This is a genomic window from Bradyrhizobium sp. USDA 4510 (genome assembly GCF_054059095.1).
In genome coordinates, this window is the sequence record NZ_JBSSBT010000001.1 from 6,316,866 (window position 1) to 6,342,631 (window position 25,766).

Below are 25,766 nucleotides of genomic sequence, written 5' to 3' on the forward strand. Positions count from 1 at the left end.
GTTCGTGATTCGCCGCCGTCTATGACAGAATTGCTACAGTTCAATATCAATTCGGTTACACGCGGAGCGGTGAATGAGCATGGAGTGGCGGGCACGGCCGGTTTCGCTGGCTTGGTCAAATCCAGTGGTCCGGTGGTGGGGCTTCTTGAGCCTCGTCAGCGCCGCCAACATCGCGGTCTGGTTCGCGCTCTACCGCCAGTTCAATGAACAGGCCAATGGCAGCTTCAGCAACACCTCGGGCATCGGCCTGATGATGCTGCTGTGCGCGGCCTATGTGTTCGGCTGTGCCTTCCGCTCGGTCCTGCCGCGCGCCGACGTGCAGCGCATCTGCCTGTTCGACACCTGGCTGTCGAGCGTCGTGGTCGGCCGCACCGTCGCCACCGTCGCAGAGGTCTGCTTCGCCGCGCAATGGGCGATCATCCTGCATCAGCTCGGCACCATGACCGGCGCCGAGACCACCGTGAACATCGCCTGGATCATCGTGCCGCTGATCGTGATCGCGGAATGCTTTTCCTGGTATGCGGTGCTGACCACCCATTATCTCTGCAACGCGATCGAGAACTCGATCTGGGCGGTTGTGTTCTTCCTGGTCGGGATCGCGCTGTGCCGGCTGCTGCCGAAGTTTCATGGCCCGGTGCGCTGGGCCTTCGTCGTCGCGATCGTCGGCATCGCCGGCTTCCTCGCCTTCCTGATGACCGTCGACATCCCGATGTATCTGAATCGCTGGCGCGCCAACCTCGCCGCCGGCGGCACGCTGCTGCATCCGCTGGAAGGCTTGCGCGACGTCAGCCGGCGCTGGGTCGTGACCCACGACATCGCCGAGTGGCGCGAGGAGATCGCCTGGATGTCGCTGTATTTCAGCATGGCGGTCTGGTCGAGCCTCGCGCTCTGCGTCGGCTACTCGCTCGAGGATCAGCTGCCGCGCTACCGCACCGAGCCCGTGATCGTCGCAACGACGCCGGCGCCGACAGCGCAGCACACCGCCACGATCGACGCGGCGGTACCGTCGCGGAATTGATCGGCGACCGCCGCGCGCGGCTTGTCGCCGCCAGTGCTTTCGGAGTAAAGGCTGAGGCGTCCCCGCTCATCCGTCAGCGCGTTCCATGCCCCGCATCACCATCATCGAAACCGGGCTCGTCAACCCGCAAGCCCGCGAGCGCCACGGCAGCTATCCGCAGATGTTTCAGCGGATGGTGGCGACCGCCGATCCATCTGTTGGCTGCGACGTCGTCAGCCTCGCCAATGGCGAGACGCTGCCGGATCCGGTCGCATTGGATGCGATCCTGATCACGGGATCGGCCGCCGGCGTCTACGACGACGTCGCGTGGATCGCGCCGCTCGAAGCCTTCGTGCGCACGGCCCATGACAAGCGCATTCCGACTGTCGGCGTCTGCTTCGGCCATCAGCTGATCGCGCAGGCGCTCGGCGGCACGGTGCGCAAATCCGAGAAAGGCTGGGGCATCGGGCGCCATGTCTATCGGATCGCGCCGGACAACGGGCTGATCGACGGCGAGACGATCGCCGTCGCCTGCTCGCATCAGGACCAAGTGGTCGACCCGCCCGCCTCAGCGCGCACCATCCTGTCGTCCGGGTTCACGCCGCACGCCGCCCTGCTCTACGCCAACGGCACGACGCTGTCGGTGCAGCCGCATCCGGAATTCACCGCCGACTATGCCGACGCGCTGTGCGACCTGCGCCGCGGCCTCGCGCCGGATGCCCTGATCGAAGCCGCCAAGACTTCGCTCACCGAACCGCTCGACCACGCCACGCTTGGCGGCGTGATCACGCGCTTCCTCGTGCGCCGTAGCAACTAGACATCGTGTTCGCTTGGCGGCCGCAACGGAACTGCGCTCCCTCGCCCCGTTCTTACGGGGAGAGGGTTGGGGTGAGGGGCTGTCACCACGTCAACGGAGCCAGAAAAATTCGCGGAGGCTCCCCCCTCACCCGCATCGCATCTTCGATGCGATGCGACCTCTCCCCGCACGCGGGGGAGAGCTGAAGGAAGCGCTTGCTTCGCTGTAAAGCCTTCATTCGCAGCTAGCCCTTGTGCCACTGCGCGGCGGCGTCGCGGGCGAAATCGCGATAGGCCCGCGGCGCGCGGCCGAGCAGCTTCGTCAGGCGTGCCAGCTGGTCGGCCGTCGCGACCGCGCCGTCGCTCTGGTACCGGCCAAACATGAGGCGCATGTCGAGCGCGAGCCATGCCGGCATCGCTGCCTTGAAACGCTGCTCCATCGCCGCGAGATCGTCCCCGCCATAGCTGACCGCGCGGCCAAGCTCATCGCGCCAGATCGCAGCCACGCCCTCGCCGGTCACGACGTCGGGGCCGACCAGCGCGTAGGTCTCGCGGCCCAGCGGTGCGGACGCGCGCTCGCGGCGCAGCAACTCGATCGCGGCCGCCTCGCCGATATCGCGGATGTCGACCATCGAGATGCCCTTCGCGCCGATCGGCATGCCGTAGGCGCCGAAGTTCAGCAGCGGCTCCTTCAGCCGAAGATCGTTCTGGATGAAATAGGCCGGACGCAGGACAGTCGCGGGAAGATCGAGCGCCTCGATCATCCGCTCGACCGTGTGCTTGCCGGCGAAATGCGGCACGTCGGCATAGGCCTCGCCCTTGAACACCGAGAGATAGACGATGCCCTTGACGCCGGCCTCGCGTGCGGCGGTCAGCGTCAGCATCGCCTGCGTCAGTTCGTCGGCGGCGTTCGGCACCAGCAGGAACAGCGTGCTGACGCCAATGAGCGCCGCGCGGACCGAATCCACGTCGGCAAGATCGCCGCGAACCGCCGTCACGTGCTGCGGAAATTGCGCCTTGCCGGGCGAACGCGTCAGGGCCCGAACCTCGACGCCCTGGCCGGCGAGATGATTGAGAACCTGGGTGCCGATGGTGCCCGTGCTGCCTGTCACCAGAATGGTCATGTCGAATAACTCCTTTGTTGCGGCAGATCGTCTGCCGCTGCGGAGAAGCTAGACGTTCCAATTTTCCTTTGGAGATGGCATTATCTGAACAGGCCGTTTCGAATATGGAACAGTTCGATGGACCTTCAGGCACTCGCCGATTTCAATCTGGTGGCCGCGCATGGCGGGCTCGGCCGCGCCAGCCGGGCTTCCGGACGGGCCAAGGCCACGCTGTCCCGACGCGTCGCCGAACTGGAACAGAGTCTCGGCGTCCGCTTGATCGAGCGGGGTTCGCAGAGTCTGCGACGGACCGATGAGGGCCGCGCGCTGCACGAGCGTACCAGCGGTCCGCTGTCCGACATCGCCGAGGCCGGCGAAGCCGTGGTGCTCGGCGCGTCGACGCCGCGCGGCCGCTTGCGGGTCAGTGCGCCGGTCTTGCTCGCCCATGTCGCGTTCGGCCGGATCGGTGCGCGCTTTGCGCACGCCTATCCCGACGTCCAGCTCGAGATCGTCGCGAGGATCGCCTGGTCGACCCGGTCGAGGACGGCTATGACCTCGTCATCCGCATCAACCCGTCAGCGGATGAACGTCTGGTCGGCTGCCGCTTCCTCAGCGACGAACTGCTCGTCGTGGCGCATCCCGATCGACAATGGCCGACGACCGCCGCGCGCGATCCGAATGGCGTCTCCGTCGATGCCGTTCTGATGTCGCAGACGCCGCCGGACACGCTTTGGCACATCCGGAATGAACGCGAAGAGATCACGCTCAGGCCACGGGCGGTGCTGCGTCTCTCATCGATGCTGATGATGCGCGATGCTGTGCTCGCAGGCGCCGGCGCGGCCCTGCTGCCGAAGCTGCTGGTCGATGACGACATTGCCGCGGGGCGGCTCGCCTATTGGGGAACGGATGCCAGACCTCCGATCGAGGTCTGGGCGCTGCAGAGCTCGCGACGGCTGGTCGGCGCAAAGGTTCGCGCGTTTCTCGACGTCGTCGAGCAGGCGTTCCCGAACCGGGTGTTCGTCCCGCCGGCCTGAGTTGCAGCCCGGACGATGCGCCTCAGGTCATGCTGCCCGGCATGAAGCAGCGCACGCGCGGGTGGCCGTCGATATAGTGCTTCCACACCATGGTGCGCCCGACCTTGTTCGGCTCGGTGATCACCGCCTCGTTGGGCACGACAACCCATTCATTGTCGATGAGCACGCGATAGTGGCCATGATCCGACTCCCAGTCGGGATCGGCGACCACATAGCCGTCGGCATCCGAGCAGCATTGTCCATAGCCGCTGTGCAGGCTTTCAAACCAGGGTTTCAGCGGTGAATTGGCGTAGCGGCCGTCGTCCCGCGCCAGGGTCGGCGATGTCAGCCACATCGTCCCGAGCAGCAGTGCCGCACGCGTGATGGCGTGCATGTCGTCGTCTCCGTAAGCGTCTGTCCAGCTGCGGGCGCGTCACAGACTGCTCGCCTGCGACGCTGCCGCCGCAGGCGAGAGCACGACACATCCGCGCCCCAGCACCTGACATTGAACGATGCAAGAGCAGGGCCAGACGGGATGCCGGAAGACTACGGCCGACGAAAGTATAGGGCGTGCGGCACGATCAACGACTCACTGCCGCAACCTCCGGAACAAGCGGCGGTGCGCTGCGCGACGCTGCCTGCAGCGCGCATTCGACGAACCGGCGCGGCAGCAGCGAGGCGTTGGAGCGCATCGCCACCAGCATGCGGCTCTCCGCATCCGGCGTGTCCAGCGGCTTCGCCACCACATTCATCACGCCAGCCTGCTGGTAGCACGACGGCAGGATCGACAGCCCGATCCCGGCCGCAACCAGGCTGAGCACGGTGCGCAGTTCATGCGCCTCCTGCACCACGCGCGGGGCAAAGCCCGCCCGCCGGCACAGCATCGCGGCCTGATCACCGACACCGCAGCCGCTCTCGGCCATACCGACGAATTCATGCTCGGCAAGGTTGGCCATCTCGAGCGCGCCCTTCGCGCCGGCCAGCGGATGATCCAGCGGCAGGAACACCATCAGCCGGTCGCGCCAAACCACATGGACCTGCAGATCGGCCGCCGGCCTGAAATCGAGCGGCGGGCGCATAATCGCGACATCGAGTTCGGCGTCGGCAAGCGCGCGCAGCTGCGTTGCCGTCGACATGTGCCGGAGTTCGATCTTCACCCGCGGATAGCTGGCGCGAAAGCTGCGGAACAGCTCGGCGAACATGTCGAGCATCGGGACCGAGCCGGTGAAGCCGACGCGGATCATGCCGGCCTCGCCGCGCGCCGCACGGCGCACCGTCTCCGACGCCAGATCAAGCTCGCTGACCGCGCGCCGCGCATGTTCCAGCAGCAATTGTCCGGCTTGCGTCAGTTCCACCGCGCGCCGCGTCCGCGCCAACAGGCGCGTGCCGAGCTCTTCCTCCATCGCCTTGATCTGCGTGCTCAGCGGCGGCTGGCTGACATGCAAGCGTTTGGCGGCGCGGCTGAAGCTGAGCTCTTCGGCTACCGCGATGAAGTAACGAAGCTGCCTGTAATCCATCGCTTATTCCGATTCCCTATAAGTCGGGGGTCAACAAGGTATTTGACCTCACGGGGCCGTTTCCCGATCTTCGCGCGAAATCACCAGTCCTCCAAGGGAGAAGCGCGCGAAATGCGTCAGGTTCAGACACGACGGCGCGGCGCTCGCAGCGGGTCAGCCATGCAATATCGCAGCGGACGATAGAAGATGACCGTTCCGTTTCGCGTTCTCGTCACCGGCGACAGCCTCGCGCCGGCCGCCGTCAATGTCCTCAGCGAGATCGGTGCAGATGTCGTGCTGATGCGCGATGCCGTCACGCCTGAGCGTCTCGCGCATGAGATGGCGCGGGCGCCGACGCAGGCGATCCTGATGCGCGGCAATCCGGTGTTCTCCGCCGCCACCATCGCCGGCAATCCGCACCTGCGCGTGATCGCAAAGCACGGCGCCGGCATCGACAGCGTCGATATCGATGCCGCAACCGCCAGGCGCGTGCTGGTGATGGTCGCGGGCGACGCGAATGCGCCTGCGGTTGCCGAGCACACCATCGCATTAATCCTCGCGCTCGGGCGCGACGTCGTCAGCCTGAACGCGCGAACCCATTCCGGCGCCTGGGACCGCGCCACCTATCGCGGCCGCGAAATCCGCGGCCGCACGATCGGCCTGGTCGGCTTCGGTCGCATCGCCCGGCACGTCGCCCGCGCGGCGGCCGCGCTCGGCATGAGCGTCGTCGCGCTCGGCCGGAGCAGCGGCCGTGTCGATCCGGCGCTGGCGCGCGAAGCCGCCGATCTCGCCGAGCTGCTTGCGGTCTCCGACATCGTCAGCCTGCACGCGCCGCTGACCGATGCGACGCGCGGCATGATCGATGCCGGGCGGCTCAACGCCATGAAGCCCGGCTCCCTCCTGATCAACACCGCGCGCGGCGCGCTGGTCGACGAGGACGCGCTGTGCGCGGCGCTGCGCATCGGCCATCTCGCCGGTGCCGGCCTCGACACGCTGGCGGAGGAGCCGCCGGCGAAAGACAGGCCGATCCTGCAGGCGCCGAACCTGATCGTGACGCCGCATATCGCAGCCCAAACCGGCGCATCGATCACGCGGACCGGCGTCGAGGCCGCGCGCAACATCGCAGCTGTCCTCACGCAACGCGACATCGATCGCGCCAATGTGGTCAACCCGGCGGCACTCGACGCGCCTTAAATCTCGCAGAAACGGCCCACCAAGAGGCCGCGACATCAAGAGGAAACGAACATGAATCTGGGGTGGCTGTCCAAGCTGTCCACCGTCGAACGCAAGACCTTCTTCGCCGCCTTCGGCGGCCTTGCACTCGATTCGATGGACACGACAATCTACGCGCTGGTCACGCCGGCGCTGATCGCAACGCTGAGCCTGTCGCGGCCTGACGCCGGCATTCTGGCTTCCAGCTCGTTGATCGGCACCGCCCTGGGCGGCTGGGTCGCCGGAATTGCCGCGGACCGGTTCGGCCGGGTGCGCGTGCTGCAATTCACCATCCTCCTGGTCGCGGTCTCGACCTTTGCCGCCGCCTTTGCCGACGGCTTCTGGTATCTCTTGGTCGCGCGCGCCATCCAGGGCATGGGCTATGGCGGCGAGGCCGCGGTCGGTGCCGTGCTGGTCGCCGAAGTGGTTTCGGCCGGCATGCGCGGCCGCGTCGCCGCCGCGATCCAGAGCGGATACGCCGTCGGCAATGCGCTGTCGGTGGCGCTGTTTCCCGTCATCTTCGGCTGGCTGTCGCAGGACATGGCCTGGCGCGTGTTCTTCGCGATCGGAATCCTCCCCGCGCTGCTGGTCTTCTTCGTCCGCCGCTTCGTGCCGGAATCCGCGATCTTCGTCGAGGAGAAGGCACAGCGCGCCGCCTCGCCGGCGCATAGCTTCTGGACCATCTTCACCGGCGAGCATCTGTTCAAGACGCTGGTCGCGACCTTCTTCACGACCGGCACGCTTGGCGCGGCCTATGTGATGATCACCTGGCTGCCGACCTATCTGCAAACCGGGCTGCATCTACCGGTCACGCACACCGCCGGCTATCTCGCCGTCAACATCTTCGGATCATTCGTCGGACCGATCGCCTTCGGCCTGATCACCGACCGCATCGGCCGCCGCAAGGGTTTCATGCTGTTCCTGGTCTGCCAGGCACTGAACGTCGTCGTGTACACCCAAGCGCCGATCGGACAGGGCATCACGGTCATCCTCGGATTCTTTCTCGGCGCGCTGCAGGCAGGCCTCGCCTCCGGCCTGATGCCGACCTTTGCCGAGCTGTTTCCAACCAGCATCCGCGCCAACGGCGCCGGATTCGCGCTCAGCGCAGGGCGTGGCCTCGGCTCGATCGTGCCGGCGACCGTCGGCATTCTCTCGACGCGGATGCATCTCGGCGACGCAATGGCGATCTGCGCCATCTGCGGCTACACCGCCGCGTTCTGCGCGGCATTGCTGCTGCCCGAGCAGCAGGGCATCGACCTCAGAACGATGACAGCAGGCGCAGCTTCGGACGACGCCGAACGGCTGCCGCACGAACGAGAGACTGGACACCCTAACAACATCCGAAATGGCGTCGCGACCCAATGAACGCCATTACAATGAACGGGAGGATTGCAATGGCCGGAGCGTCCGTCACTGAGCTCGAACAACAGACCATCCGCCGCGTCTATTGGCGGCTGATCCCGATCCTGTTCGTGATGATGTTCTTCAACTATCTGGACCGTATCAATCTCGGCTATGCCGGGCTGACGATGAACAAGGACCTCGGCCTCAGCCCCGCGATCTTCGGCTTCGCGGCCAGCATCTTCTTCCTCGGCTACATGGTGCTCGAGGTGCCGAGCAACCTGATGCTGCACTGGCTCGGCGCCCGGATCTGGCTGGCGCGCATCCTGATCACCTGGGGCCTCGTCGCCGCGCTGACCGCCTTTGTCTGGAATCCGCTCAGCCTCTACGTCATGCGGTTCGGCCTCGGCGTCGCGGAAGCCGGCTTCATGCCCGGCGTGGTGCTTTACCTCACCTACTGGTTCCCGGCGCGCTATCGCGCCCGCGCGGTGGCGGGATACATCATCGCCGGCTCGTTCTCGGCGGTTTTGGGCGGGCCGATCTCGACCAGCATCATGACCTCGTTCGATGGCACTGCCGGTCTCCACGGCTGGCAATGGATGTTCCTCGCCGAGGGCGTGCCGACCATTCTGCTCGGCCTGTTCACGCTCTATTATCTCACCGACCGCCCGGCCAAGGCGAGCTGGCTCACCAAGGAACAGGCGGCCTGGCTGGAGGGCGAACTCGCCGCCGAGCGGGCCGAGATCGAACAACAGGGGCAGCACAGGTTGATCGAATGCGTGCTCGATATCCGGGTCTGGCTGCTGGCGGCGCTGTTCGGCTGCGCATTGGTCGGGATCTACGGCCTCTTGCTGTGGCTGCCGCAGATCATCAAGGGCATGGGCAATCTCAGCAACATCCAGGTCGGCTTCCTCTCGGCGATCCCGCCGCTGCTCGGCGTCATCGGCACCATCGTGGTCAGCCGCAGCTCGGACAAGACCGGCGATCGCAAGTTTCATCTCGCGGCGGTCTATCTGCTCGCCGCCGTCGCGATGCTCGGCAGCGCCTATGTCGCGAGCCCGGTGCTGGCCTTCGTGTTCCTGTGCATCGTCGGCTTCAGCCTCAATGCCGGCAACCCGCTGTTCTGGAGCATCAATGCCTCGCTGCTGACCGGCGCGGCCGGCGCCGCCTCGATCGCGCTGGTCAACACGCTGGCGCAGTTCGGCGGCCTGATCGGGCCGTGGTGCATCGGCCTGATCAAGGACTCCACCGGAAGCTTCTCCTGGGCATTGGTCGGCATCGCCGGCTTCCTGCTCGTCGCCTCCGCCATCGCCGCCACCATGCGCGTCAAGCCGCGCGAGACGGAATTGACGGGCGCGATCCCGTCATCCGTCGCACACTGACACCCCTGCCAAGGAAGCAACCATGATCATCGATTGTCACGGCCATTACACCACCGAGCCGGCCAAGCTGCAGATCTTCCGCGACAAGCAGCTCGCCGGCCTCGCCGACAAGTCGCGCCGGCCGCTCACCACCAATCTCGGCATCACCGATGACGAGATCCGCTCCAGCGTCGAGGGCGCGCAGCTTCGCCTGCAAAGGGAGCGCGGCACCGACGTCACCATCTTCTCGCCGCGCGCCGCCGGCATGGCACATCACGTCGGCAAGGAAGCGACCAGCCGCGAATGGACCACGATCTGCAACGACCTCGTGCACCGGGTCTGCACGCTGTTCCCGCAGAACTTCGTCCCCGTGTGCCAGCTGCCGCAGAGCCCGGGCATCAAGCCTGCCAACTGCATCGAGGAGTTGGAGCGCTGCGTGACCCAGCTCGGCTTCGTCGGCTGCAACCTCAACCCCGATCCCGCCGGCGGCTATTGGTGCGATCCGCCGCTGACCGACGAATGGTGGTATCCGCTGTATGAGAAGATGGTCGAGCTCGACGTGCCGGCGATGGTCCATGTCTCCTCGTCCTGCAATCCCTGCTTCCACGGCACCGGCGCGCATTACCTCAACGGCGACACCACCGCCTTCATGCAGTTCCTGACTTCGGATCTGTTCAAGCGCTTCCCGACCCTGCGGTTCATCATCCCGCATGGCGGCGGCGCGGTGCCCTACCACTGGGGCCGCTACCGTGGCCTCGCGCAGGACATGAAGCTGCCGCCGCTGTCGGAGCATCTCTTGAAGAACGTGTTCTTCGACACCTGCGTCTATCACTTGCTCGGCATCGAGCTGTTGACCAGGGTAATCCCTGTCGAGAACATCCTGTTTGCGTCCGAAATGGTCGGCGCGGTCCGCGGCATCGATCCTGAAACGGGTCATCACTTCGACGACACCCGCCGCTATATCGACGCGCTGCCGCTGAGCGCGGCGGACAAGGCCAAGATCTTTGAAGGCAACGCCCGCCGCGTCTATCCTCGCCTCAACGCCCATCTCGAACGCCGCGCGCATTGAACGAAGCGATCGATGTTTCCGGCCCCGTCATTGCGAGGAGCGTCAGCGACGAAGCAATCCATCGCTCAGCATCTGCGGAAGCATGGATTGCTTCGCTTCGCTCGCAATGACGGTGATGGTCCTACAAGCAAGATATTTCCATCGTCCCGATTGCAAACGTACAATCACGCCCAACATACCGGAGAAAACCGATGGCCATAGGATTTGCTATTCACAAGGCGAAGCGGAAAGTGTCGCCCGATCTCGTCGCGCGCTACCGCACCCTGCCGGTCGCCAATATCAGCGATTCGATGTCGCGGATCGCGGGCACCAACCGGCTGCAGCCGATGCATGCCGGCGGCTGGCTCGGCGGCCCGGCGCTGACGGTCAAGACCCGGCCAGGCGACAATCTGATGGTCCACAAGGCGATCGACCTGGCCCAGCCCGGCGACGTCATCGTGGTCGATGCCGGCGGCGTGCTGGTCAACGCCATCATCGGCGAGATCATGTCGACCTTGGCCGAGAAGAAGGGCGTCGCGGGCTTCGTGATCGACGGCTCGATCCGCGATGCCGGCGCGATCCGCGCCGGATCATTCCCGGTGTTTGCCGCCGGCGTCGCCCATCGCGGACCCTACAAGGACGGCCCGGGCGAGATCAACTGCGCCGTCTCGATCGATGGCATGATCGTCGAGCCCGGCGATCTCGTCGTGGCCGACGACGACGGCGTGCTCTGCGTGCCCTATGACGACGCCGAGGCGATCTGCAAGCTGACCGAGGCCAAGAAGGCGACCGAGGAAAAGGCGATCCAGCAAATCCTCGGCGGCACCAGCGACCGCCGCTGGGTCGACGAGGCCCTGCAGCGCCTCGGCTGCGAGTTCAAGGACTGAGACGATCGGCGGTCCCAAAGGTGGCGATGCCCGCCTTTTGGGCACCAATTTGCGCCAAGTCGGCCGGAATCATCCCGCCCGTATCGTGTGCGTGTGCCCGTCCATCAAAATCGGGAATTTTTCCCGATTCCAGATGGAAAAGAATCCCGGTCCCCCGGGATTGATCTTGTTTGCCAAAGCAAGGGCGTTCCCGCAGTCTCCGAGCCAAGGTTCGTCGGGGATCAAGCCGAACCGCGGCTTGGGGGTGGGCGTCATGGCTGCTGCGTTGTTGCGTGCGGCAACACGGTCTTTGTCTTCTTCGGTCTATACGCGAGGCGCTGCGGCCGTGCTGGCTGTTATTGGCTCTGCACTGCCATCGACTGTCCTGCATGCTCAGACGGCCGATCCGGTCCCCACTGAACTGCCGCCCGTCAACGTGATTGCGCCCACACCTCTGGCCGGCACCCGCAGCGCAAGGCCGACGGCACGGCCGGTGGTTCGGACCACGCGAACCGCGCGAACCCGAACCGGACCTGTTGCTCCGGCAGCGGGACCCGATGTCGGCACCGCTGCACCTGGCCCCTCCGACCGCGACTCCACCCTGATTGATCGCGACAAGGTCCCGTCCAACACCGCGGTGATGACGACGCAGGATTTCAGCCACAACTACTCGACCAACTTCCTCGATGCTGTGAACCGCAAGCTGCCCGGCGTCACGCTCGGCGACCAGACCGGCAATCCGTTCCAGCGCAACCTCGACTACCGCGGCTTTACCGCCTCGCCGGTCCAGGGCACGCCGCAGGGCATCGCGGTCTATCAGAACGGCGTGCGCATCAACGAATCCTGGGGCGACGTGGTCAACTGGGACTTCATCCCGGAAAAGGCCATCGACAGCGTCGCATTGTTTCCCAACAATCCGGTGTTCGGCCTCAACGCGATCGGCGGTGCGCTGAGCATCCAGATGAAGAACGGCTTCACCTATCAGGGCTCCGAGGCTGAACTGTTCGGCGGCTCTTACGGGCGCGTGCAGGGCAGCGTGCAGGCCGGCGGCCAGAGGGACAACATCTCCGCCTACGCTGCGTTCGAATCCGCGTATGATCGCGGCTGGCGCGACTACGCCAATTCGTCGCACATCAACCGCATGTATGTGGATGTTGGCGCACGCAACGACGACACCGAATTTCACGTCAATTTCACCGGCGCCAGCAACCTGCTCGGCAACGTTGCGGCAACGCCGGTGCAGATGCTCAATCAGCGCTGGTCGAGCGTCTACACCTGGCCGCAGACGACGCTGCTTCAGCTCGCCTTCGTCAACGCCACGCTGAACCATAATTTCTCGGATACCTGGTCCTTCCAGGGCAATGCCTATTTCCGCGGCTTCCGGCAGACCCATGTCGACGGCAACGGCACCGACGTGCATGCCTGCGACGGGGGAGACAGTTTGTGCATCGGCGACGACCTGCCGATTTTCGGTCCGGCGGGAGGTCCCTCGGTTCCGAACACGCTGGGCAACGCCTTCCTTGGCGAAGTCGACCGCAACCGGGCCGCGACCAACAGCTTCGGCGGCACAGCCCAGCTGACCAACTCGGACAAGCTGTTCGGACACGACAGCCACGTCGTGATGGGCGTCAGCGTCGACCACGGCAACACGAAATTCACGGCGACCAGCGAGCTCGGAACCATCGATCCGAACAACCTGTTCGTGACCGGCACCGGCATCTTCATCAACCAGCCCGATGCCGGTCTCGCCCCGGTCGACTTGCGCGCCACCAACACCTACACCGGCGTCTATCTCACCGATACCTTCGACGTGACGAACAGGTTCTCGGTCACTGCTGGTGGACGATTCAACTATGCCCAGATCGATCTGCAGGACCAGACCGGGACAAATGACCAGCTCAACAGCAGCAACCGATTCCAGCGCCTCAACCCGGTGATCGGCGGCACCTACAAGATCACGCCGAACCTCACCTTCTATGCCGGCTATTCAGAGGCCAACCGCGCGCCGACGCCGCTCGAGCTCGGCTGCTCCGATCCGGCCCGCCCCTGCGTCATCGATTCCTTCCTGGTGTCCGATCCGCCGCTCAAGCAGGTGGTGTCGCACACCATCGAGGCCGGCTTCCGCGGCACCTGGGGCAACGACGCCAGGACCGGCATGCTGAGCTGGGGCGTCGGCGCGTTCCACACTCTGTCCGACGACGACATCATCCGGGTGCAGAGCCCCATCGGCACAGGCAATTTCGGCTATTTCCAGAATGCGGGACAGACCCTGCGGCAGGGTATCGAAGCCAAGCTCGACTACCGCGTCAATCGCTGGAACGCCTATGCCAACTACACCTTCATCGATGCGACCTATCGAAGCGCAAACACGTTGCCGGCTCCCGACAACCCGAACGCCCTGACCGATCCGAACAACGATGACGTCCGGTTCATCAACGTCAAGCCGGGCGACCATATCCCGGGCATTCCGGCGCACCGCTTCAAGGCAGGTGTCGAGTACCTCGCCACCGACGCATGGAAGGTCGGCGCCGACATCAACGTGGTCGGCAGCCAGTGGCTGATCGGCGACGACACCAACCAGAGCCAGAAGGTCCCGGCCTACGCGGTCGTGAACCTGCACACCTCCTACAGGATCACGCCGAATATCGAGGTGTTCGGCCTGATCAACAACGTCTTCAACCAGCATTATTATCTCGGCGGCGCGTTCTACGAGACTGGCGGCTTTGCCAGCGCCGGAGCCGCGCCCAATTTGATGGCGCAGCTGACCGATCCGCGCACCTTCGTGCCCGGCATGCCGCTCGCCGCCTATGCCGGCATCAGGGCGAAGTTCTAAAGCGCGATGAGATTAGGTTGAATCGTCATCGCGCTTTAGCTCTTTGTCTGAGCATGATCTTTTCGGAAAACCGCTTCGCACTTTTCCGGATCATGCTTTAGGGCAATTCCTGGAAGACGCTACGCCACCGTCCCGCCGTCGACCGGCATCGCGATGCCGGTGACGAACGACGCCTTGTCCGACAGCAGGAACACCGCGACCTCCGCGATCTCCTCGGGACGCGCGGCGCGGCCCATCGGATTGCGGGTGACCGCGGCCTTGATCAGCTCCTCTGGATCGGCCTCGTTGTGGCCCGGCTGGTCCGGCCGGTTGACGAACACCCGCAGCATCGGCGTGTCGATCGCACCGGGGCAGATCGCGTTGACGCGGACGCCGTCCTTGGCGTGGCGCTTGGCGAGCGCGCGCGCCAGCCCGATCACGCCGGCCTTGGCCGCCGAATAGGTCGGACTCCACGGCGAGCCGACCAGGCCCGAGGTCGATGCAGTGAACAGGATGCTGCCCTGGCGCCGCGCGGTCATCTGGCCGAGCGCCGCGTTGGTGGTGATCAGCTGCGAGCGCAGGTTGAGATCGACGCTGAGATCCCAGCCTTCCAGATCGTCGATCACGGACGGACCGGGAATGCCGAGGTGATTCCACACGCAGTCGAGCGCTCCAAATTCCTTCACGGTTGCCGTGACGATGTCGCGCGCAAAGCCGTCGTCGCGCAGATCGCCGGTCAGCGCCAGCGCGCGTCCGCCGCCCTTTTTGATCTCGTCGACCACCGCCTTCGCGCCGGCCTCGTTCTGGTCGACCACCGCGACCGCCGCGCCCTCGCGCGCGAGGATGCGTGCCCCGGCGCGGCCCGCGCCGGATCCCGCGGCGGTGACGAGTGCGATCTTGCCCTGCATGTCCATGTTTCGATCCTGACTGTGCCCGTGAGCTCGAGCCTTCTTGGGTTCTGAAGTTTTGGTTGAATCAGGACCGCAGCGCTGCCGTCTTGCGCTGACCCGCTAAAGCTTGATCCGGAAAAAGTGCGAAGCGGTTTTCCGAAAAGATCATGCTCAAACAAAGAGCTAAAGCGCGATGACGATTCAGCCTAATCTGATCGCGCCTTAGCGGCCGCCGAACAGGACCGGAGACTGGCCGGGCAGCAGCTGCGAATGGATGTCGCTGTCCATCCGCTCCGCCCCTTGCTGGGTGAAGCTCGCGCCGAAGGACAGGCTGAGATTCGAAGTCGGCCGGAACTCGAGTCCCGCGCGCGCCGAATAGCCGGCGTTGACACCCGGATTGCCGCTGAACGGCGCCAGCGGTCCGCCGGCACCGGGCGGATTGTATTTCAGGGTGTCGAAGCCGGCGAAGAAGGTCACGGGCGTATTACCGACGCCCCTGAAATTGTATCCGAACTGCGCGCCCTGATATTCCAGCGAGCCGAACGCCGCTGATTGGCCGAGTGCGTTCCAGCCGACGCGACCGCCTTCGCTGCCGGCGAACCAGCCGTCGGGCCGGCCGTTCAGGTATGAGAAATCGCCGCCTTGCGCGCCGGCGGCGTCAAAGCTCGGAAAGTTTCCGTAAGTATCCGCCTTCTGGCCGTCGGCAAGGCTGCCGCCGAAGCCGAACAGCGAGCCCGGCGTCCAGTAGCGCACCGGGCCGGCCTGGGCACTGGCCTGCTGGCCGCTCAGGCACAGCGCCAACACTGCGATTGCGGGGCCGAGTTTGCTTACCAAAGTGGTCATCAGATTACCGTCACGAGTACAGGGATTATACGTCCCACCGACCGGGAACACCAGCCTGCGCCCTACCCCGCCGCGAGCAGCTTCTGCTTCAGCAAAACCGTCAGCCAGTCGGCAAATACCGGCAGCCTCCGCGACAGGTGCTGACGGTGCGGATAGAGCAAGGTCATCGGCATCGGCTCGGCGCGGTGCCGCGGCATCAGTTCAACGAGCTCTGCGGCGTCGATATGCCGCTTCACGTCGTCCGCGGGAATCTGGCCGGCGAGGCAGCAGGCGATATAAGCCTCGGCGCTGTTGACGGTGACGCGGCCACGCATCGCGATCGTGCGCGTTGCGCCCTGCTCGCTCCACTCCCACTCCTCGATGCGGCCGGTGGAGGGCGAGGCGTAGTTGACCGCCCAATGCGCGCCGAGATCGTCGGGCGTTCGCGGCGTGCGAGATATCCGGGGCCTGCGACATTCATCAGCGTCAGATCGCCGAGCGGCTGCGATCAGACCGGAATCGCTGCGATCGCGATCCACTACAACAGCGCGGCCACCAAGGCCGATGCCGACGCGACGGTGGCGGCGCTGCAGGCCGCAGGCAGCAAGGCGGTCGCCTTCCAGGCCAACCTCACGACATCGGGCGCGATGGAAAAACTGTTCGCCGAGGCGGTCGCCGCGATCGGCCGCCCCGACATCGCGATTAACACCGTCGGCAAGGTGTTGAAGAAACCGATGATCGAGATCTCGGAAGCCGAATATGACGCGATGAGCGCGGTCAACGCCAAGTTCGCGTTCTTCTTCCTCAAGGAGGCCGGCCGCCACGTCAACGACAACGGCAAGATCTGCACGCTGGTGACGTCGCTGCTCGGCGCCTACACGCCGTTCTATGCGGCCTATGCCGGGACCAAGGCGCCGGTCGAGCATTTCACCCGCGCGGCATCGAAAGAGCTCGGCGCGCGCGGCATCTCGGTCACCGCGATCGGACCCGGACCGATGGACACGCCGTTCTTCTATCCGGCCGAAGGCGCGGACGCGGTCGCCTATCACAAATCGGCGGCGGCGCTGTCGGGCTTCTCCAGGACCGGGCTCACCGACATCAAGGACATCGTGCCGTGGATCCGCCTGCTGGTGTCGGACGGCTGGTGGATGACCGGCCAGACCATCCTGGTCAACGGCGGCTACACCACGAAGTGAGGCGCGATCTCGGTCGCCCTTACCATTCGAATCGCGTGCCGACTCCGACGGATGTCGAGCCCTTCGCATCGACATCCGACTCGACGCGGATATGGCGCGTCACGTCGACATTGGCCGACACTCCTGACTGGCTGGCGCTCGCGCCCGTCCGCACGCCCACGCTCAGCCTGTCGCCGATCGCGCGCGAGGCGCCGACCATCGGACCGCCCGCCCCGGCGCCCACGTCCAGATTGTCGACCCCGAGCGAGCGGCGCATGCGGTCCACCGTTCCCTCGCCACCGCTTGCGAACTGAGCGGCGGCCCCGGCGAGCTGCACGGCCTGCGAGGTCGTCAGGCTGCCCGAACCCTTCTGAAAGAGAATGCGCGACAGGATCTCGTCCTGCGGCAACTCGGGCTGCGAATGGAAGGCGAAGACCGGCGCGGCCGCCGGGCCCGAGATTCCGACCTGCGCGGTGATGTCAGAGGCCTGTATCTCTGCCGCGAAATCGAGCTCGGGCGCGAGATCGCCATTGAAGGAGAGATTGCCCTTGGTGAAGGTCAGCGTCTTTCCGAGCACCACCAGCTTGCCCTGATAGAGCGAGAAAGCCCCCTTCGGAACCGGCGCGTTGCTCGTGCCGCCGACATGAACGGAGCCGCCGAGTTCTGCGGTTACCCCGCGGCCATGGATGAAGACGTGGTTCGGCGCCGAAACTGTCACGTCGAGCGCGGCGTTGAAGAGCGCCGGACGCTTCTTGTTGCCTTTCGGCGTCTCGGCCTTGCGCGCAGCTGCGAGCCGTGCAGCGGCCTGCCCCGAGGCGTTCACATGGTTGATGCCGTCGATCGGCTTCAGCGTCGACGGCAGGCGATCCGGAATATCGACGTTGACGCGAGTCAAGTCGACGCGACCGACGATCCGCGGATCGCGCGCCAGAGCGCCTGTGACGTCGATAGCGAGATTGGCCTGCGCGGTCGCCAGCGCGCTGGAAGCAAGCGTCGCCTGCTGACCGCGAATCGAGATCGTGCCTGGAAAACCTGCATCCGGGGCGACCCTTACCTCGCCGGAGCCGGACAACGTACCGCCGTTGGGCGTCACCGCGGTCAGGCGCTCCACGACGATGCGCTCTCCTTCGGCGGTGATTTTCGCCTCGACGGCATCAAGGCGCGTACCGAGCATGCTGTCACGGAAGGTACCTCCGCTCATGGTGGCGACACCGCCGATCTGTGGCCTGGTACGCGTGCCGCCGACACGGGCATCGAGCGTAACGCTGCCGGACACGGTACGGCCGGAGGCGGAAAGCGCGGCATTGGCGACGGCGGCATCGAGGCGGCCCTTCGCGGTCAGCACGATCGGACCCGTGGCGTCGAGCGGCACCGTGCCCGACGCCGCGATCGCACCGGCTCTTCCCGCGGCAATTGTGGTGTTCAGGCTCGCGCGGCTGCCATCGAGCCGTCCGTCCGCGGCAACGTCGATCGGCGGCAGACCGGCGCGTCTGGTCTGCGGCGCGGTGAGCTGCTTGACCGCGACTTTGTACTGGCCGGTCGGCGCGCTCATGGAGCCCGCAATGGCCGCTGACGCGTCGAGGGTCCCGCTCAGGCCCAGACCGGGTATCGCGACATCGGCCTCGCCGAGCGGGATCGCGCTGGCCATGGCCTTAAGGTCGAGCACCTGGCCGGCCTTGCCGTCCACCGTGAAGCGGCCGCGTCCAATCCCGAGCGCCAGATGCTCGATCAGCACCGTGCCATCGTCGAGCGTGAAGCCCGCGGGGCCCTGCAGCGCAATCGCTTTGGCGCCACGGCGCGCGGTGAAGCGGTTGAGATCGAACCGCACCCGCTCCCTGGTGGTCAGTGCACCCACGGCATCGAGATCGAATCCGGCAGCCTTGGCGGACAGGCCGATCGTGCTCGCATCGGCATTGCCCGCGGCCGCCAGCGTGACGTTTGAGACTGTCTGACCGCCGAACTCGGCACCATTGACCTGCGCATCAGCATTGAGCACCGGATGGCTGTAGAGATCGGCGCCATCGGCGCGCAGATCGAAACTGCGGACGGCCGCACCCGCGGCACGGATTCCCGCGCCCTTGCCGGCAAGCCGGATCGACTGTTGGCCGCCATCGGCCGAAGCGGCAAGGTCGAGTGAGGCCGAACCGGCGAGCTCTGTAAGCGCAAGCGGCGAGAGATCGGCGAGCGCCCCGGCTGCGAAGCGAATCTGCCCGCTGGCGAATCTCTGGGCGTCGATCGTTGCTGCCCCCTTCAGGGATACCGATCCGATCGCGATGTCGACGGTCTTTGCGTGCCATCCGGCAAGGGCGGGAGCTGCGCGATCGTCGGGCTCCGACGATCGACGACTCAACTGAACAATCCCGCGCGCTGGCTTGCCGTCGACGGAGCCGTCGAGCTCGGCCTCGACAGCACAGACTCCATTGATGTCGTTGACCGTCGCGGCGAGCCCGAGATGCGGAATCGGACGCCGCATCGCGGTGGCACGATCCACCGAGGCCACGAACGAAACCCCGGGATGCGCGAGCCCGCCTGTCAGGCCGACGTCGAGAGCTCCCGCACCGGTGAGGCGAGCATCGGCCGCCGAGAGATCCGGCAGGTCCACACGCGCCGACAGGTCGCTCGAGTCGCGCGTCACTGTTCCTTTGGCGCGAACCGCAACATGGGCACCATCGATCGACGCGTCGCGGACCGTGTAAGTGTCGCGTCCGTCAGCAGAGATGTCGGCTGCCAGTGCGAGCCGCGCCCCCGCGAGCCCATCGAGCGCCGCAAGTCCCGTCGCAAGCTTCTCGCCGGCACCTGACATTCTGATATCGAAGCTGCCACGCTGTAAATCCGTGTCGAGATCGAGGCCGAACGCCACCGAACCCTTGAGCTTCAACCCGGCAAGGTCGGCAAAGGCGCCGAGGTCGGGCACGGTTCCGGTTGCCCGGCCATTCAGGCGATCGGCGCTGACATCGCCTGTATAGGTGGCCTGAACCGTTGATGTGCCGACCTCGAGACGCTCGATCCTGGCGCGGCCGCCCAGGTCCGTATCGCCATGGAGCACGAGCGACGCGGTGTTGCCGATCGCGGCCGCCAAACTCGCGTCGCGTGGCGCGATGCCGGAAGCGCGCAGGTTCGCGTCAAGGATGATACGCGTTGCGGGATCGCTGGCCTCGGCACGAGGAACGGCCGTGATCGAAGCATCAAGCGTCTCGACGTCTCCGTCCGGCAGATGAGCACCCGACAGCGCGAGCTTGACCGATGCTGTAGGAGCCTTGATTGGGCCGTTGACGCGGCTGTCGAAGACGAGGCTGCGGATCGAGCCTTGGTCAGTCTCGGTCACGTCGCCGTTGCTTGGCAAGGCGCGGATCGAAGCCGCAAAATCCACGACCTTGTCAGCTCGGAGCAGACCTTTCGCGTCGAGCCGTGCGAGACGGCTCGTCAGCGTCAGCCCGTCCAGGGCGACGCTGCCGTCGTCACCAAAATGCGTCGTACTGTCGAGATGGGTTTCGCCCGCGAAGACCGGCGCGGCGATCGCCGGCAACAACGGTTCGAGGTGACTGGCAAGGCGCGTTGCGAGCACTCGGGCCGCGCCGTTTCGGTCAAGCGCAATCGTGCCGGTCGCATCGATCGTGGGGCCGGCCTGCAACTTCAGGGCACCGCGAAAGCTGTCGAGCGTGCCCTTGCCTCCCAGTGCGAATGTGACGGGCGGCTCGCCCGGCAGATGGCCGAGCTTCGACATGAGTCCGTGGGCTGGCTCGTCGAGCGTGACGTCGAGGGTAAGCGCATTTCCCTGCGGAACGTAGGCGAGAGCGGCCTTGAAGTGGCCCGGAAAATCCTTGCGGGTGGCATCGAGGTTGAAGACGAGCCCTTCCGAGGGCGAGCCGAACTCGGTATTGCCGGTCGCCGCGACACTCAAAGCTTCACCCAGAATCGACTGTCCCAGCGTCAGGGCCCGCAGGTCGAAAGCCTTCACCTGCACCTTCACCGGAAGGTCAGGCAGCATCGGCTGATCGGACTCGGCGGCAGGCTGGTCGGACGGAAGCGGCTTTCGCCTGATCTCAAGTGTGCCGATCTCGAGACGGTCGATTTCCAGCCGCCCCAGCAACAATGCGCTGCGTCGCCAGACGAGGCGCGCCTTGTCGAGCGTCAGCCAGACACCGTCCTTGTCGGTGATGCTAACGTCGCGGACCGTTGCATCCGAGGACAGCACACCATCGACGGCGCCGACATGGACCTGGGTCGCCGGCGTCGAGAGCGTCCGCGAGACGAGACTGGCCAGCACATCCTGCTGGTTCTCGCCGCTCCCGCCCACCATTCCGTAGACAACGACACCAAGCACCGCGGCAGCGATGAGACCCAAGGCCGCGACGGCGGAACCGATAATGAACAGCCGTCGGATGCGCATCAGAAGGCTTGCCCAATGCTGACATAGATCGCGTAACGGCTGTCGCCGGGGCGAGGGTTCAGCGGTGTCGCAACGTCAAGGCGGATCGGGCCGACCGGCGTGAGATAGCGCAACCCAAGTCCCGCGCCGTAGCCCACATAGTCGTCGAAGCCTGGCAGGGACGATCGGGAGGCGGTGCCAAAGTCGAAGAATGGCACGAGGCCGATGGTGGGAGTGATCCTGACCCGCACCTCGGCGGAGCCCTCGATCAGGCTGCGACCACCGGTGATTTGACCGAACATCATCGGCGAAATGGTGTTGAAGCCGTAACCGCGTACGGATCCGCCGCCGCCAGCGAAGAAGCGATGTGCGTCCGGAATCTGGTCGAGCGGCGCGCCCGCAAGCGAGCCTGCGGCCAACCGACCCGCCAGCACGTAGTCGGCCTGCTCGTCGAGCGCATAATAGGCCGAGCCCGCAACCCGCGCTTCGAACAGATCGATCGTGGAACCCATCAGCTTCGGATAGGCATTGACGGTCGCCGAGAGGCGCACACCGCGCGTGGGGTCGAGCGGATTGTCTGTCGTGTCGTAGCGGCCGGTCGCCGTGAAGCCGATCAATGTCGCATCGACCCGCCCCAGCACGTCCTGCGATTTCGATTGCTCGACCTGGAGACCGGCCTGCAGCGAAGCCGCCTCCGAAAAGCGATGGATCACGCCGAATGTGCCGCGCACCGTGTCGTCAGTGTAACCGCCGAGGTCGTTGTTGCCGACGCGCTCGCGGAACGCAGTGGCCTCGATCAGTAGATCGTTGGCCGTACCGAACAAGCCCGGCTTGATGAAGGTGCCGGTAAAGCGTGCGCCGAAATCCGAGCCGCTCAGACTATTGAAGCCGGTGAAGGACGTGCCGTCGATCCGTTGCAAAAGCGAGGCGGACGCTTCGAGCCTCAGGCGCTCGCCGCCGCCGAATATGTTCCGATCCTCGTAGTAGCCAGCAATGCCGGGACCATCGACGGTGGAATATTTCGCCGAGAGGCCCACCGCGTGCCTGGGCCTTTCCGTCAAATCGATGAAGACCGGCAGATTGCCATTCTCATCGAGCTGGTCCGCCTCGCGGACGCGAATTCCCCCGATGGCCGGGATCTTTGCGATCGAGGTTTTCGCCAAGGCGAGCCGCTCTGGCGAATAAGGCTCGCCTTCCCTCAGGTAGACGTGCGTGGCCACTACTCTCGGATCGACGTCTCCGCCCGAGATCGTCACGGCGCCGATGCCGGCCTTGGGGCCCGCTTCGACCCGCAGCCGAAGGTCCATCGCGGCGGCGCCATGATCGACGGTGGCCTTGACGTCGGCGACCTTCGCGAGCGGATGTCCGTTGCTGCGGAACCAGTCGACGAGCTTCACCTGCGCGGCGCGCAGGTCGGCAGAGATCGCGGGATCGCCGGACTTCAGCGCAAACGCGCGGCGCGGCAATCCCTGCGGCGCTTGGTCGCGCGGATAGTCTACATCAACGGCACGCAGCTTGAACAACGGACCAAGTCGCGCGATGACCTTGACGGGCACAACGGTCCGATTGCGAAAGCTGTCGGCCCGGCGCGCGGCCGCGGCAAGCCCGATCTCGTCGAGGGAGATTGGAACTCCATCTATCGTCACATCGATCTGGGCGTTGTAGCGGCCAAGCCCCCAAAGGGCATCGAGCAGCGGATTGGTATCCGCCTGCAGCCGGCGCGCGAGACCTTCCCCGTCCGGCGGCGGTTCCTGTCGAAGGCGATAGGTGCCGGCGGCATCGCGCAATGCCTGTTCGGCGTCGCTATCGTTCTTGCCCTCCGGCGCCTTGGCTTCGATCTCCAGCCGATAGGACAGCGTCGTGGCGCTGACCGGCGGCGGATCGTCGGAACCGAACAGGCCAAAGAAGTCGAGCGCGTGAGCCTGCTCGCACAGCGAGCAACCGACGACAGCGACGCACGCCGAACGCAGAACGCGCCGCGCTGCAGCGATGAAATACCTCCGCCCTGCCCGCCCCGGCAAAGGCGGCAGGCATCGTCGCACCACGATTTGCTTGATTGTTCCGCTCCGCCTGCCTGTTGACGCGACCCGAGTCTCTGCACCTCAGGTTCCGGCGATCCCCTGTCTCCGCATTCAACAGGCACCACACGCGAAGTTGATAGACTCATGATGGACAATGTTGGGCAAACGCAAGGGAACTTCGACGTTCGTCGCAGTTATCGACTCTCCGATGCGCGCCACCATCGGTTCCGGCAACCGCATCTTGCGGACAATCCGCCACACGCGTCATCAGCTGGTACCTCATGCGCGCCCAGGAGAAGAACCGGCGCAGCGAGGCCGACGATCGTGCAATGGCCGAACGCATTGGCCGCCTCATCGAGGTCCTCGACAGCGAGATCGCCGAGATCGAGGCCGACATCGGCGCCTTGATTAAAGCCGAAGCGGAGATCGCGGACGATGCGAAGTTAATGCGTTCGCTGCCCGGCGTGGGTCCGGTGGCCTGCATGCAGCTCATCGCCCAGATGCCGGAACTCGGGCGGGTCGGACCGAAACAACTCGCAGCGCTTGCTGGCCTTGCTCCCTTCAACGTCGACAGCGGCGCCTTCCGCGGCAAGCGCAAAATTGCGGGCGGCCGAAAGCGCGTTCGTGACGCCCTTTATATGGCGGCCCTCAACGCAATTCGCAGGGCTGATCCGTTCAAGGCCTTCTATGCACGACTGCGACAGGCCGGAAAACCAGCCAAACTCGCCCTTATCGCCGTCGCCAGGAAGCTGTTGACGGTCCTCAATGCCATGATGCGAGACCGAAAGCCGTACCTGCAGACCAAACCAACGTAACAGTTGCCGGCTTTCGCCGGGACGACGTGCGGAGAGAGCATGGACGGCATTCTCTTCGGTGTCATGCCCGCGCGTGCGAGCATCCAGTGCACCGTGACCTCTCGGCTCAAGCAGGACCGTCTCTCGAATACTGGATCACTCGCATGCGCGGTGATGACACCGAACACGCTCCGCGGCATTGCGCCGCGAGCCGCGCTGCGGCGCAACAATCAAAATGAGACTGCCCGTTAAGCCAATTGGCGCCGACGACATCCGCGCCGCGCCCGCCTTCGGCTAGCTTTGCCGGCAACAACCGGACGCCCATCAGCCTTCGCACGCCAAGTGGACGCCGGCGACAACGCAGAGGGAGGAGCGCGATGTTGAAAGGCAGTTTGGGACTGATTGCGTTGAGCAGCCTGTTGCTTTCGGGCACGGCGTTCGCTCAGGAGAAGATCAAGGTCGGCGTCACCGCGACGCTCGAGGGCACCTACACGGTGCTCGGCGAGGACGGCATGCGCGGCTTCCAGACGGCGCTCAACGTGCTCGGCAAGAAGATCGGCGACAAGGAGCTCGAATTCGTCGTCGCCTCGACCGACGCGACGCCCGACTCCGCGGTGCGCGCGGTGCGCAAGCTGATCGAGCAGGACAAGGTGCAAATCCTGCTGTCGCCGCTGTCCGGCGACGAAGGCATCGCGGTCAAGAACTTCGCCAAGACCCATCCGGAGCTGACCTTCGTCAACGCCGCCTCCGGCGCGCAGGAAACGACCTATGTCGATCCGGCGCCGAACTTCTTCCGCTACAACATGGACGGCGCGCAGTGGCAGGTCGGCCTCGGCAAATACGCCTATGAGACCAAGGGCTATCGCAAGATCGCGACCGTCGGCGAGGACTACTCCTTCATCTACACCCAGGTATTTGGCCTGGTGCTCGAGTTCTGCGGCGCCGGCGGCCAGGTCACCAACCGACAATGGGTGCCGCTCGGCACCAAGGACTTTGCCTCCGTGATCGCCGCGCTGCCTGACGACGTCGACGCGATCTATCTCGGCCTCGGCGGCGCCGATGCCGTCAACTTCCTCAACCAGTATCAGCAGGCCGGCGGCAAGGCGCATCTGATGGGCGGCTCGATCATGATCGACCAGACCATCCTGTCGTCGAAGGGCAACGCCAAGAACGCTCTGATCGGCACCATCGCCGCCAGCGGCCAGGCCGATACCTGGGAGGATCCGGGCTGGCAGAAATTCGTCAAGGCTTATCAGGATGCCTTCCCGCCGGCCAAACGCTTCCCGAGCCCTTCGCTGCTCGCGACCAACTATTACGGCTCGACGATGGCGTTGATCCTGGCGCTGCGCCAGGTCAATGGCGATCTCTCCAACAACCAGGCCAAGCTCAAGGACGCGCTGGCGAAGATCGAGATCGACGCGCCGAACGGCAAGATCAAGCTCGACTCCAACCGCCAGGCGATCGGCACCAATTTCGTCACCGAGGTGGTCGATGACGGCAAGGGCGCGCTGTTCAGCAAGGTCGTCAAGGTGATCCCGAACGTCAACCAGACGCTGGGCTACGATCCGGCGGTGTTCGCCAAGATCGGCCTGCCGAGCCGCACGGTCCCGGAGTGCAAGAAGTACTGACGTATTTGTTGCAGTGCAGGCTG

The 25,766-nt window shown here is 65.3% G+C and carries 17 protein-coding genes and 4 pseudogenes; 13 read left to right on the forward strand and 8 right to left on the reverse strand.

Going from position 1 to position 25,766, the window contains the following annotated elements; translation table 11 throughout:
- Window positions 1–79 precede the first annotated feature (79 nt).
- Both ACVMDN_RS29445 and ACVMDN_RS29450 read left to right on the forward strand, forming a co-directional pair.
- The gene (locus ACVMDN_RS29445) at window positions 80–1,018 is read left to right on the forward strand and encodes a hypothetical protein (protein ID WP_456835858.1); all 939 of its coding nucleotides are present in this window, start codon (window positions 80–82) and stop codon (window positions 1,016–1,018) included.
- A gap of 85 nt (window positions 1,019–1,103) precedes the next feature.
- Complete coding sequence (locus ACVMDN_RS29450; protein ID WP_141340733.1) at window positions 1,104–1,814, forward strand: type 1 glutamine amidotransferase; 711 nt, start codon at window positions 1,104–1,106, stop codon at window positions 1,812–1,814.
- Window positions 1,815–2,037: 223 nt separating this feature from the next.
- On the opposite strand, the gene ACVMDN_RS29455 is transcribed toward ACVMDN_RS29450, so the two are convergent.
- Window positions 2,038–2,916 (reverse strand): NmrA/HSCARG family protein, encoded by an 879-nt coding sequence (locus ACVMDN_RS29455; RefSeq protein WP_141340732.1) that lies wholly within the window; start codon window positions 2,914–2,916, stop codon window positions 2,038–2,040.
- Between the two features lie 117 nt (window positions 2,917–3,033).
- Here ACVMDN_RS29455 and ACVMDN_RS29460 point away from each other — a divergent pair.
- A pseudogene (locus ACVMDN_RS29460) lies at window positions 3,034–3,929 on the forward strand (LysR family transcriptional regulator).
- Between the two features lie 22 nt (window positions 3,930–3,951).
- Here ACVMDN_RS29460 and ACVMDN_RS29465 read toward each other — a convergent pair.
- Window positions 3,952–4,302: a hypothetical protein gene (locus ACVMDN_RS29465; protein ID WP_057017007.1), complete on the reverse strand. Its 351-nt coding sequence runs from the start codon at window positions 4,300–4,302 to the stop codon at window positions 3,952–3,954.
- Window positions 4,303–4,489: 187 nt separating this feature from the next.
- Window positions 4,490–5,425 (reverse strand): LysR substrate-binding domain-containing protein, encoded by a 936-nt coding sequence (locus ACVMDN_RS29470; RefSeq protein ID WP_229193443.1) that lies wholly within the window; start codon window positions 5,423–5,425, stop codon window positions 4,490–4,492.
- Between the two features lie 186 nt (window positions 5,426–5,611).
- Between ACVMDN_RS29470 and ACVMDN_RS29475 the strand changes: the two genes are divergently transcribed.
- The 6 genes from ACVMDN_RS29475 to ACVMDN_RS29500 all read left to right on the forward strand — a co-directional run bounded on the left by ACVMDN_RS29475 (window position 5,612) and on the right by ACVMDN_RS29500 (window position 14,065).
- The gene (locus ACVMDN_RS29475; RefSeq protein WP_141340730.1) at window positions 5,612–6,598 is read left to right on the forward strand and encodes an NAD(P)-dependent oxidoreductase; all 987 of its coding nucleotides are present in this window, start codon (window positions 5,612–5,614) and stop codon (window positions 6,596–6,598) included.
- 51 nt (window positions 6,599–6,649) lie between these two features.
- A complete protein-coding gene (locus ACVMDN_RS29480; protein ID WP_141340729.1) occupies window positions 6,650–7,981 on the forward strand; it encodes an MFS transporter in 1,332 nt (443 codons plus the stop codon).
- A gap of 29 nt (window positions 7,982–8,010) precedes the next feature.
- A complete protein-coding gene (locus ACVMDN_RS29485; RefSeq protein WP_141340728.1) occupies window positions 8,011–9,339 on the forward strand; it encodes an MFS transporter in 1,329 nt (442 codons plus the stop codon).
- A gap of 22 nt (window positions 9,340–9,361) precedes the next feature.
- Window positions 9,362–10,387: an amidohydrolase family protein gene (locus ACVMDN_RS29490; protein WP_141340727.1), complete on the forward strand. Its 1,026-nt coding sequence runs from the start codon at window positions 9,362–9,364 to the stop codon at window positions 10,385–10,387.
- Between the two features lie 191 nt (window positions 10,388–10,578).
- Window positions 10,579–11,253 (forward strand): RraA family protein, encoded by a 675-nt coding sequence (locus ACVMDN_RS29495; RefSeq protein ID WP_456834801.1) that lies wholly within the window; start codon window positions 10,579–10,581, stop codon window positions 11,251–11,253.
- A gap of 325 nt (window positions 11,254–11,578) precedes the next feature.
- Window positions 11,579–14,065, forward strand: coding sequence for a TonB-dependent receptor (locus ACVMDN_RS29500; protein ID WP_283812363.1), 2,487 nt, complete (start codon window positions 11,579–11,581; stop codon window positions 14,063–14,065).
- A gap of 119 nt (window positions 14,066–14,184) precedes the next feature.
- Here the strand turns inward: ACVMDN_RS29500 and ACVMDN_RS29505 are convergent, their stop codons facing one another.
- From ACVMDN_RS29505 to ACVMDN_RS29515, 3 genes and pseudogenes are all read right to left on the reverse strand, one after another.
- Window positions 14,185–14,958 carry an SDR family NAD(P)-dependent oxidoreductase gene (locus tag ACVMDN_RS29505; protein WP_076826024.1) on the reverse strand — a complete coding sequence of 258 codons (774 nt, stop codon included), beginning with the start codon at window positions 14,956–14,958 and terminating at the stop codon, window positions 14,185–14,187.
- 198 nt (window positions 14,959–15,156) lie between these two features.
- Window positions 15,157–15,777 (reverse strand): hypothetical protein, encoded by a 621-nt coding sequence (locus ACVMDN_RS29510; protein ID WP_076826023.1) that lies wholly within the window; start codon window positions 15,775–15,777, stop codon window positions 15,157–15,159.
- A 62-nt stretch (window positions 15,778–15,839) separates the two neighbouring features.
- Window positions 15,840–16,280, reverse strand: a pseudogene (locus tag ACVMDN_RS29515) (LysR substrate-binding domain-containing protein); the annotation flags it as partial.
- On the opposite strand from ACVMDN_RS29515, the pseudogene ACVMDN_RS29520 reads away from it, so the two are divergent.
- Window positions 16,272–16,952: pseudogene (locus ACVMDN_RS29520) on the forward strand (SDR family oxidoreductase); the annotation flags it as partial. The pseudogenes ACVMDN_RS29515 and ACVMDN_RS29520 sit on opposite strands and share 9 nt — an antisense overlap.
- A 19-nt stretch (window positions 16,953–16,971) precedes the next feature.
- Here the strand turns inward: ACVMDN_RS29520 and ACVMDN_RS29525 are convergent.
- Both ACVMDN_RS29525 and ACVMDN_RS29530 read right to left on the reverse strand, forming a co-directional pair.
- Window positions 16,972–21,321, reverse strand: a complete 4,350-nt coding sequence (locus tag ACVMDN_RS29525) for a translocation/assembly module TamB domain-containing protein (protein ID WP_141340724.1) — start codon at window positions 21,319–21,321, stop codon at window positions 16,972–16,974.
- A complete protein-coding gene (locus tag ACVMDN_RS29530) occupies window positions 21,321–23,342 on the reverse strand; it encodes an autotransporter assembly complex protein TamA (RefSeq protein ID WP_456827975.1) in 2,022 nt (673 codons plus the stop codon). Before ACVMDN_RS29530 ends, ACVMDN_RS29525 begins: the two co-directional genes overlap by 1 nt.
- Window positions 23,343–23,533: 191 nt before the next feature.
- On the opposite strand from ACVMDN_RS29530, the pseudogene ACVMDN_RS29535 reads away from it, so the two are divergent.
- The 3 genes and pseudogenes from ACVMDN_RS29535 to ACVMDN_RS29545 form a co-directional block, all read left to right on the forward strand.
- Window positions 23,534–24,136 (forward strand): annotated as a pseudogene (locus ACVMDN_RS29535) (transposase); the annotation flags it as partial.
- Between the two features lie 39 nt (window positions 24,137–24,175).
- Window positions 24,176–24,367, forward strand: coding sequence for a hypothetical protein (locus ACVMDN_RS29540; RefSeq protein WP_141343034.1), 192 nt, complete (start codon window positions 24,176–24,178; stop codon window positions 24,365–24,367).
- Window positions 24,368–24,492: 125 nt separating this feature from the next.
- Window positions 24,493–25,743, forward strand: coding sequence for an ABC transporter substrate-binding protein (locus ACVMDN_RS29545; protein WP_028333311.1), 1,251 nt, complete (start codon window positions 24,493–24,495; stop codon window positions 25,741–25,743).
- The last annotated feature ends 23 nt before the right edge of the window (window positions 25,744–25,766 follow it).

Excerpts from the sequence above, each read along its gene's own strand:
- ACVMDN_RS29445 (WP_456835858.1), top strand. The coding sequence starts at position 80 with ATGGAGTGGCGGGCACGGCCGGTTTCGCTGGCTTGGTCAAATCCAGTG.
- ACVMDN_RS29450 (WP_141340733.1), top strand. The coding sequence starts at position 1,104 with ATGCCCCGCATCACCATCATCGAAACCGGGCTCGTCAACCCGCAAGCC.
- ACVMDN_RS29455 (WP_141340732.1), bottom strand. The coding sequence starts at position 2,916 with ATGACCATTCTGGTGACAGGCAGCACGGGCACCATCGGCACCCAGGTT.
- ACVMDN_RS29465 (WP_057017007.1), bottom strand. The coding sequence starts at position 4,302 with ATGCACGCCATCACGCGTGCGGCACTGCTGCTCGGGACGATGTGGCTG.
- ACVMDN_RS29470 (WP_229193443.1), bottom strand. The coding sequence starts at position 5,425 with ATGGATTACAGGCAGCTTCGTTACTTCATCGCGGTAGCCGAAGAGCTC.
- ACVMDN_RS29475 (WP_141340730.1), top strand. The coding sequence starts at position 5,612 with ATGACCGTTCCGTTTCGCGTTCTCGTCACCGGCGACAGCCTCGCGCCG.
- ACVMDN_RS29480 (WP_141340729.1), top strand. The coding sequence starts at position 6,650 with ATGAATCTGGGGTGGCTGTCCAAGCTGTCCACCGTCGAACGCAAGACC.
- ACVMDN_RS29485 (WP_141340728.1), top strand. The coding sequence starts at position 8,011 with ATGGCCGGAGCGTCCGTCACTGAGCTCGAACAACAGACCATCCGCCGC.
- ACVMDN_RS29490 (WP_141340727.1), top strand. The coding sequence starts at position 9,362 with ATGATCATCGATTGTCACGGCCATTACACCACCGAGCCGGCCAAGCTG.
- ACVMDN_RS29495 (WP_456834801.1), top strand. The coding sequence starts at position 10,579 with ATGGCCATAGGATTTGCTATTCACAAGGCGAAGCGGAAAGTGTCGCCC.
- ACVMDN_RS29505 (WP_076826024.1), bottom strand. The coding sequence starts at position 14,958 with ATGGACATGCAGGGCAAGATCGCACTCGTCACCGCCGCGGGATCCGGC.
- ACVMDN_RS29510 (WP_076826023.1), bottom strand. The coding sequence starts at position 15,777 with ATGACCACTTTGGTAAGCAAACTCGGCCCCGCAATCGCAGTGTTGGCG.
- ACVMDN_RS29525 (WP_141340724.1), bottom strand. The coding sequence starts at position 21,321 with ATGCGCATCCGACGGCTGTTCATTATCGGTTCCGCCGTCGCGGCCTTG.
- ACVMDN_RS29540 (WP_141343034.1), top strand. The coding sequence starts at position 24,176 with ATGGACGGCATTCTCTTCGGTGTCATGCCCGCGCGTGCGAGCATCCAG.
- ACVMDN_RS29545 (WP_028333311.1), top strand. The coding sequence starts at position 24,493 with ATGTTGAAAGGCAGTTTGGGACTGATTGCGTTGAGCAGCCTGTTGCTT.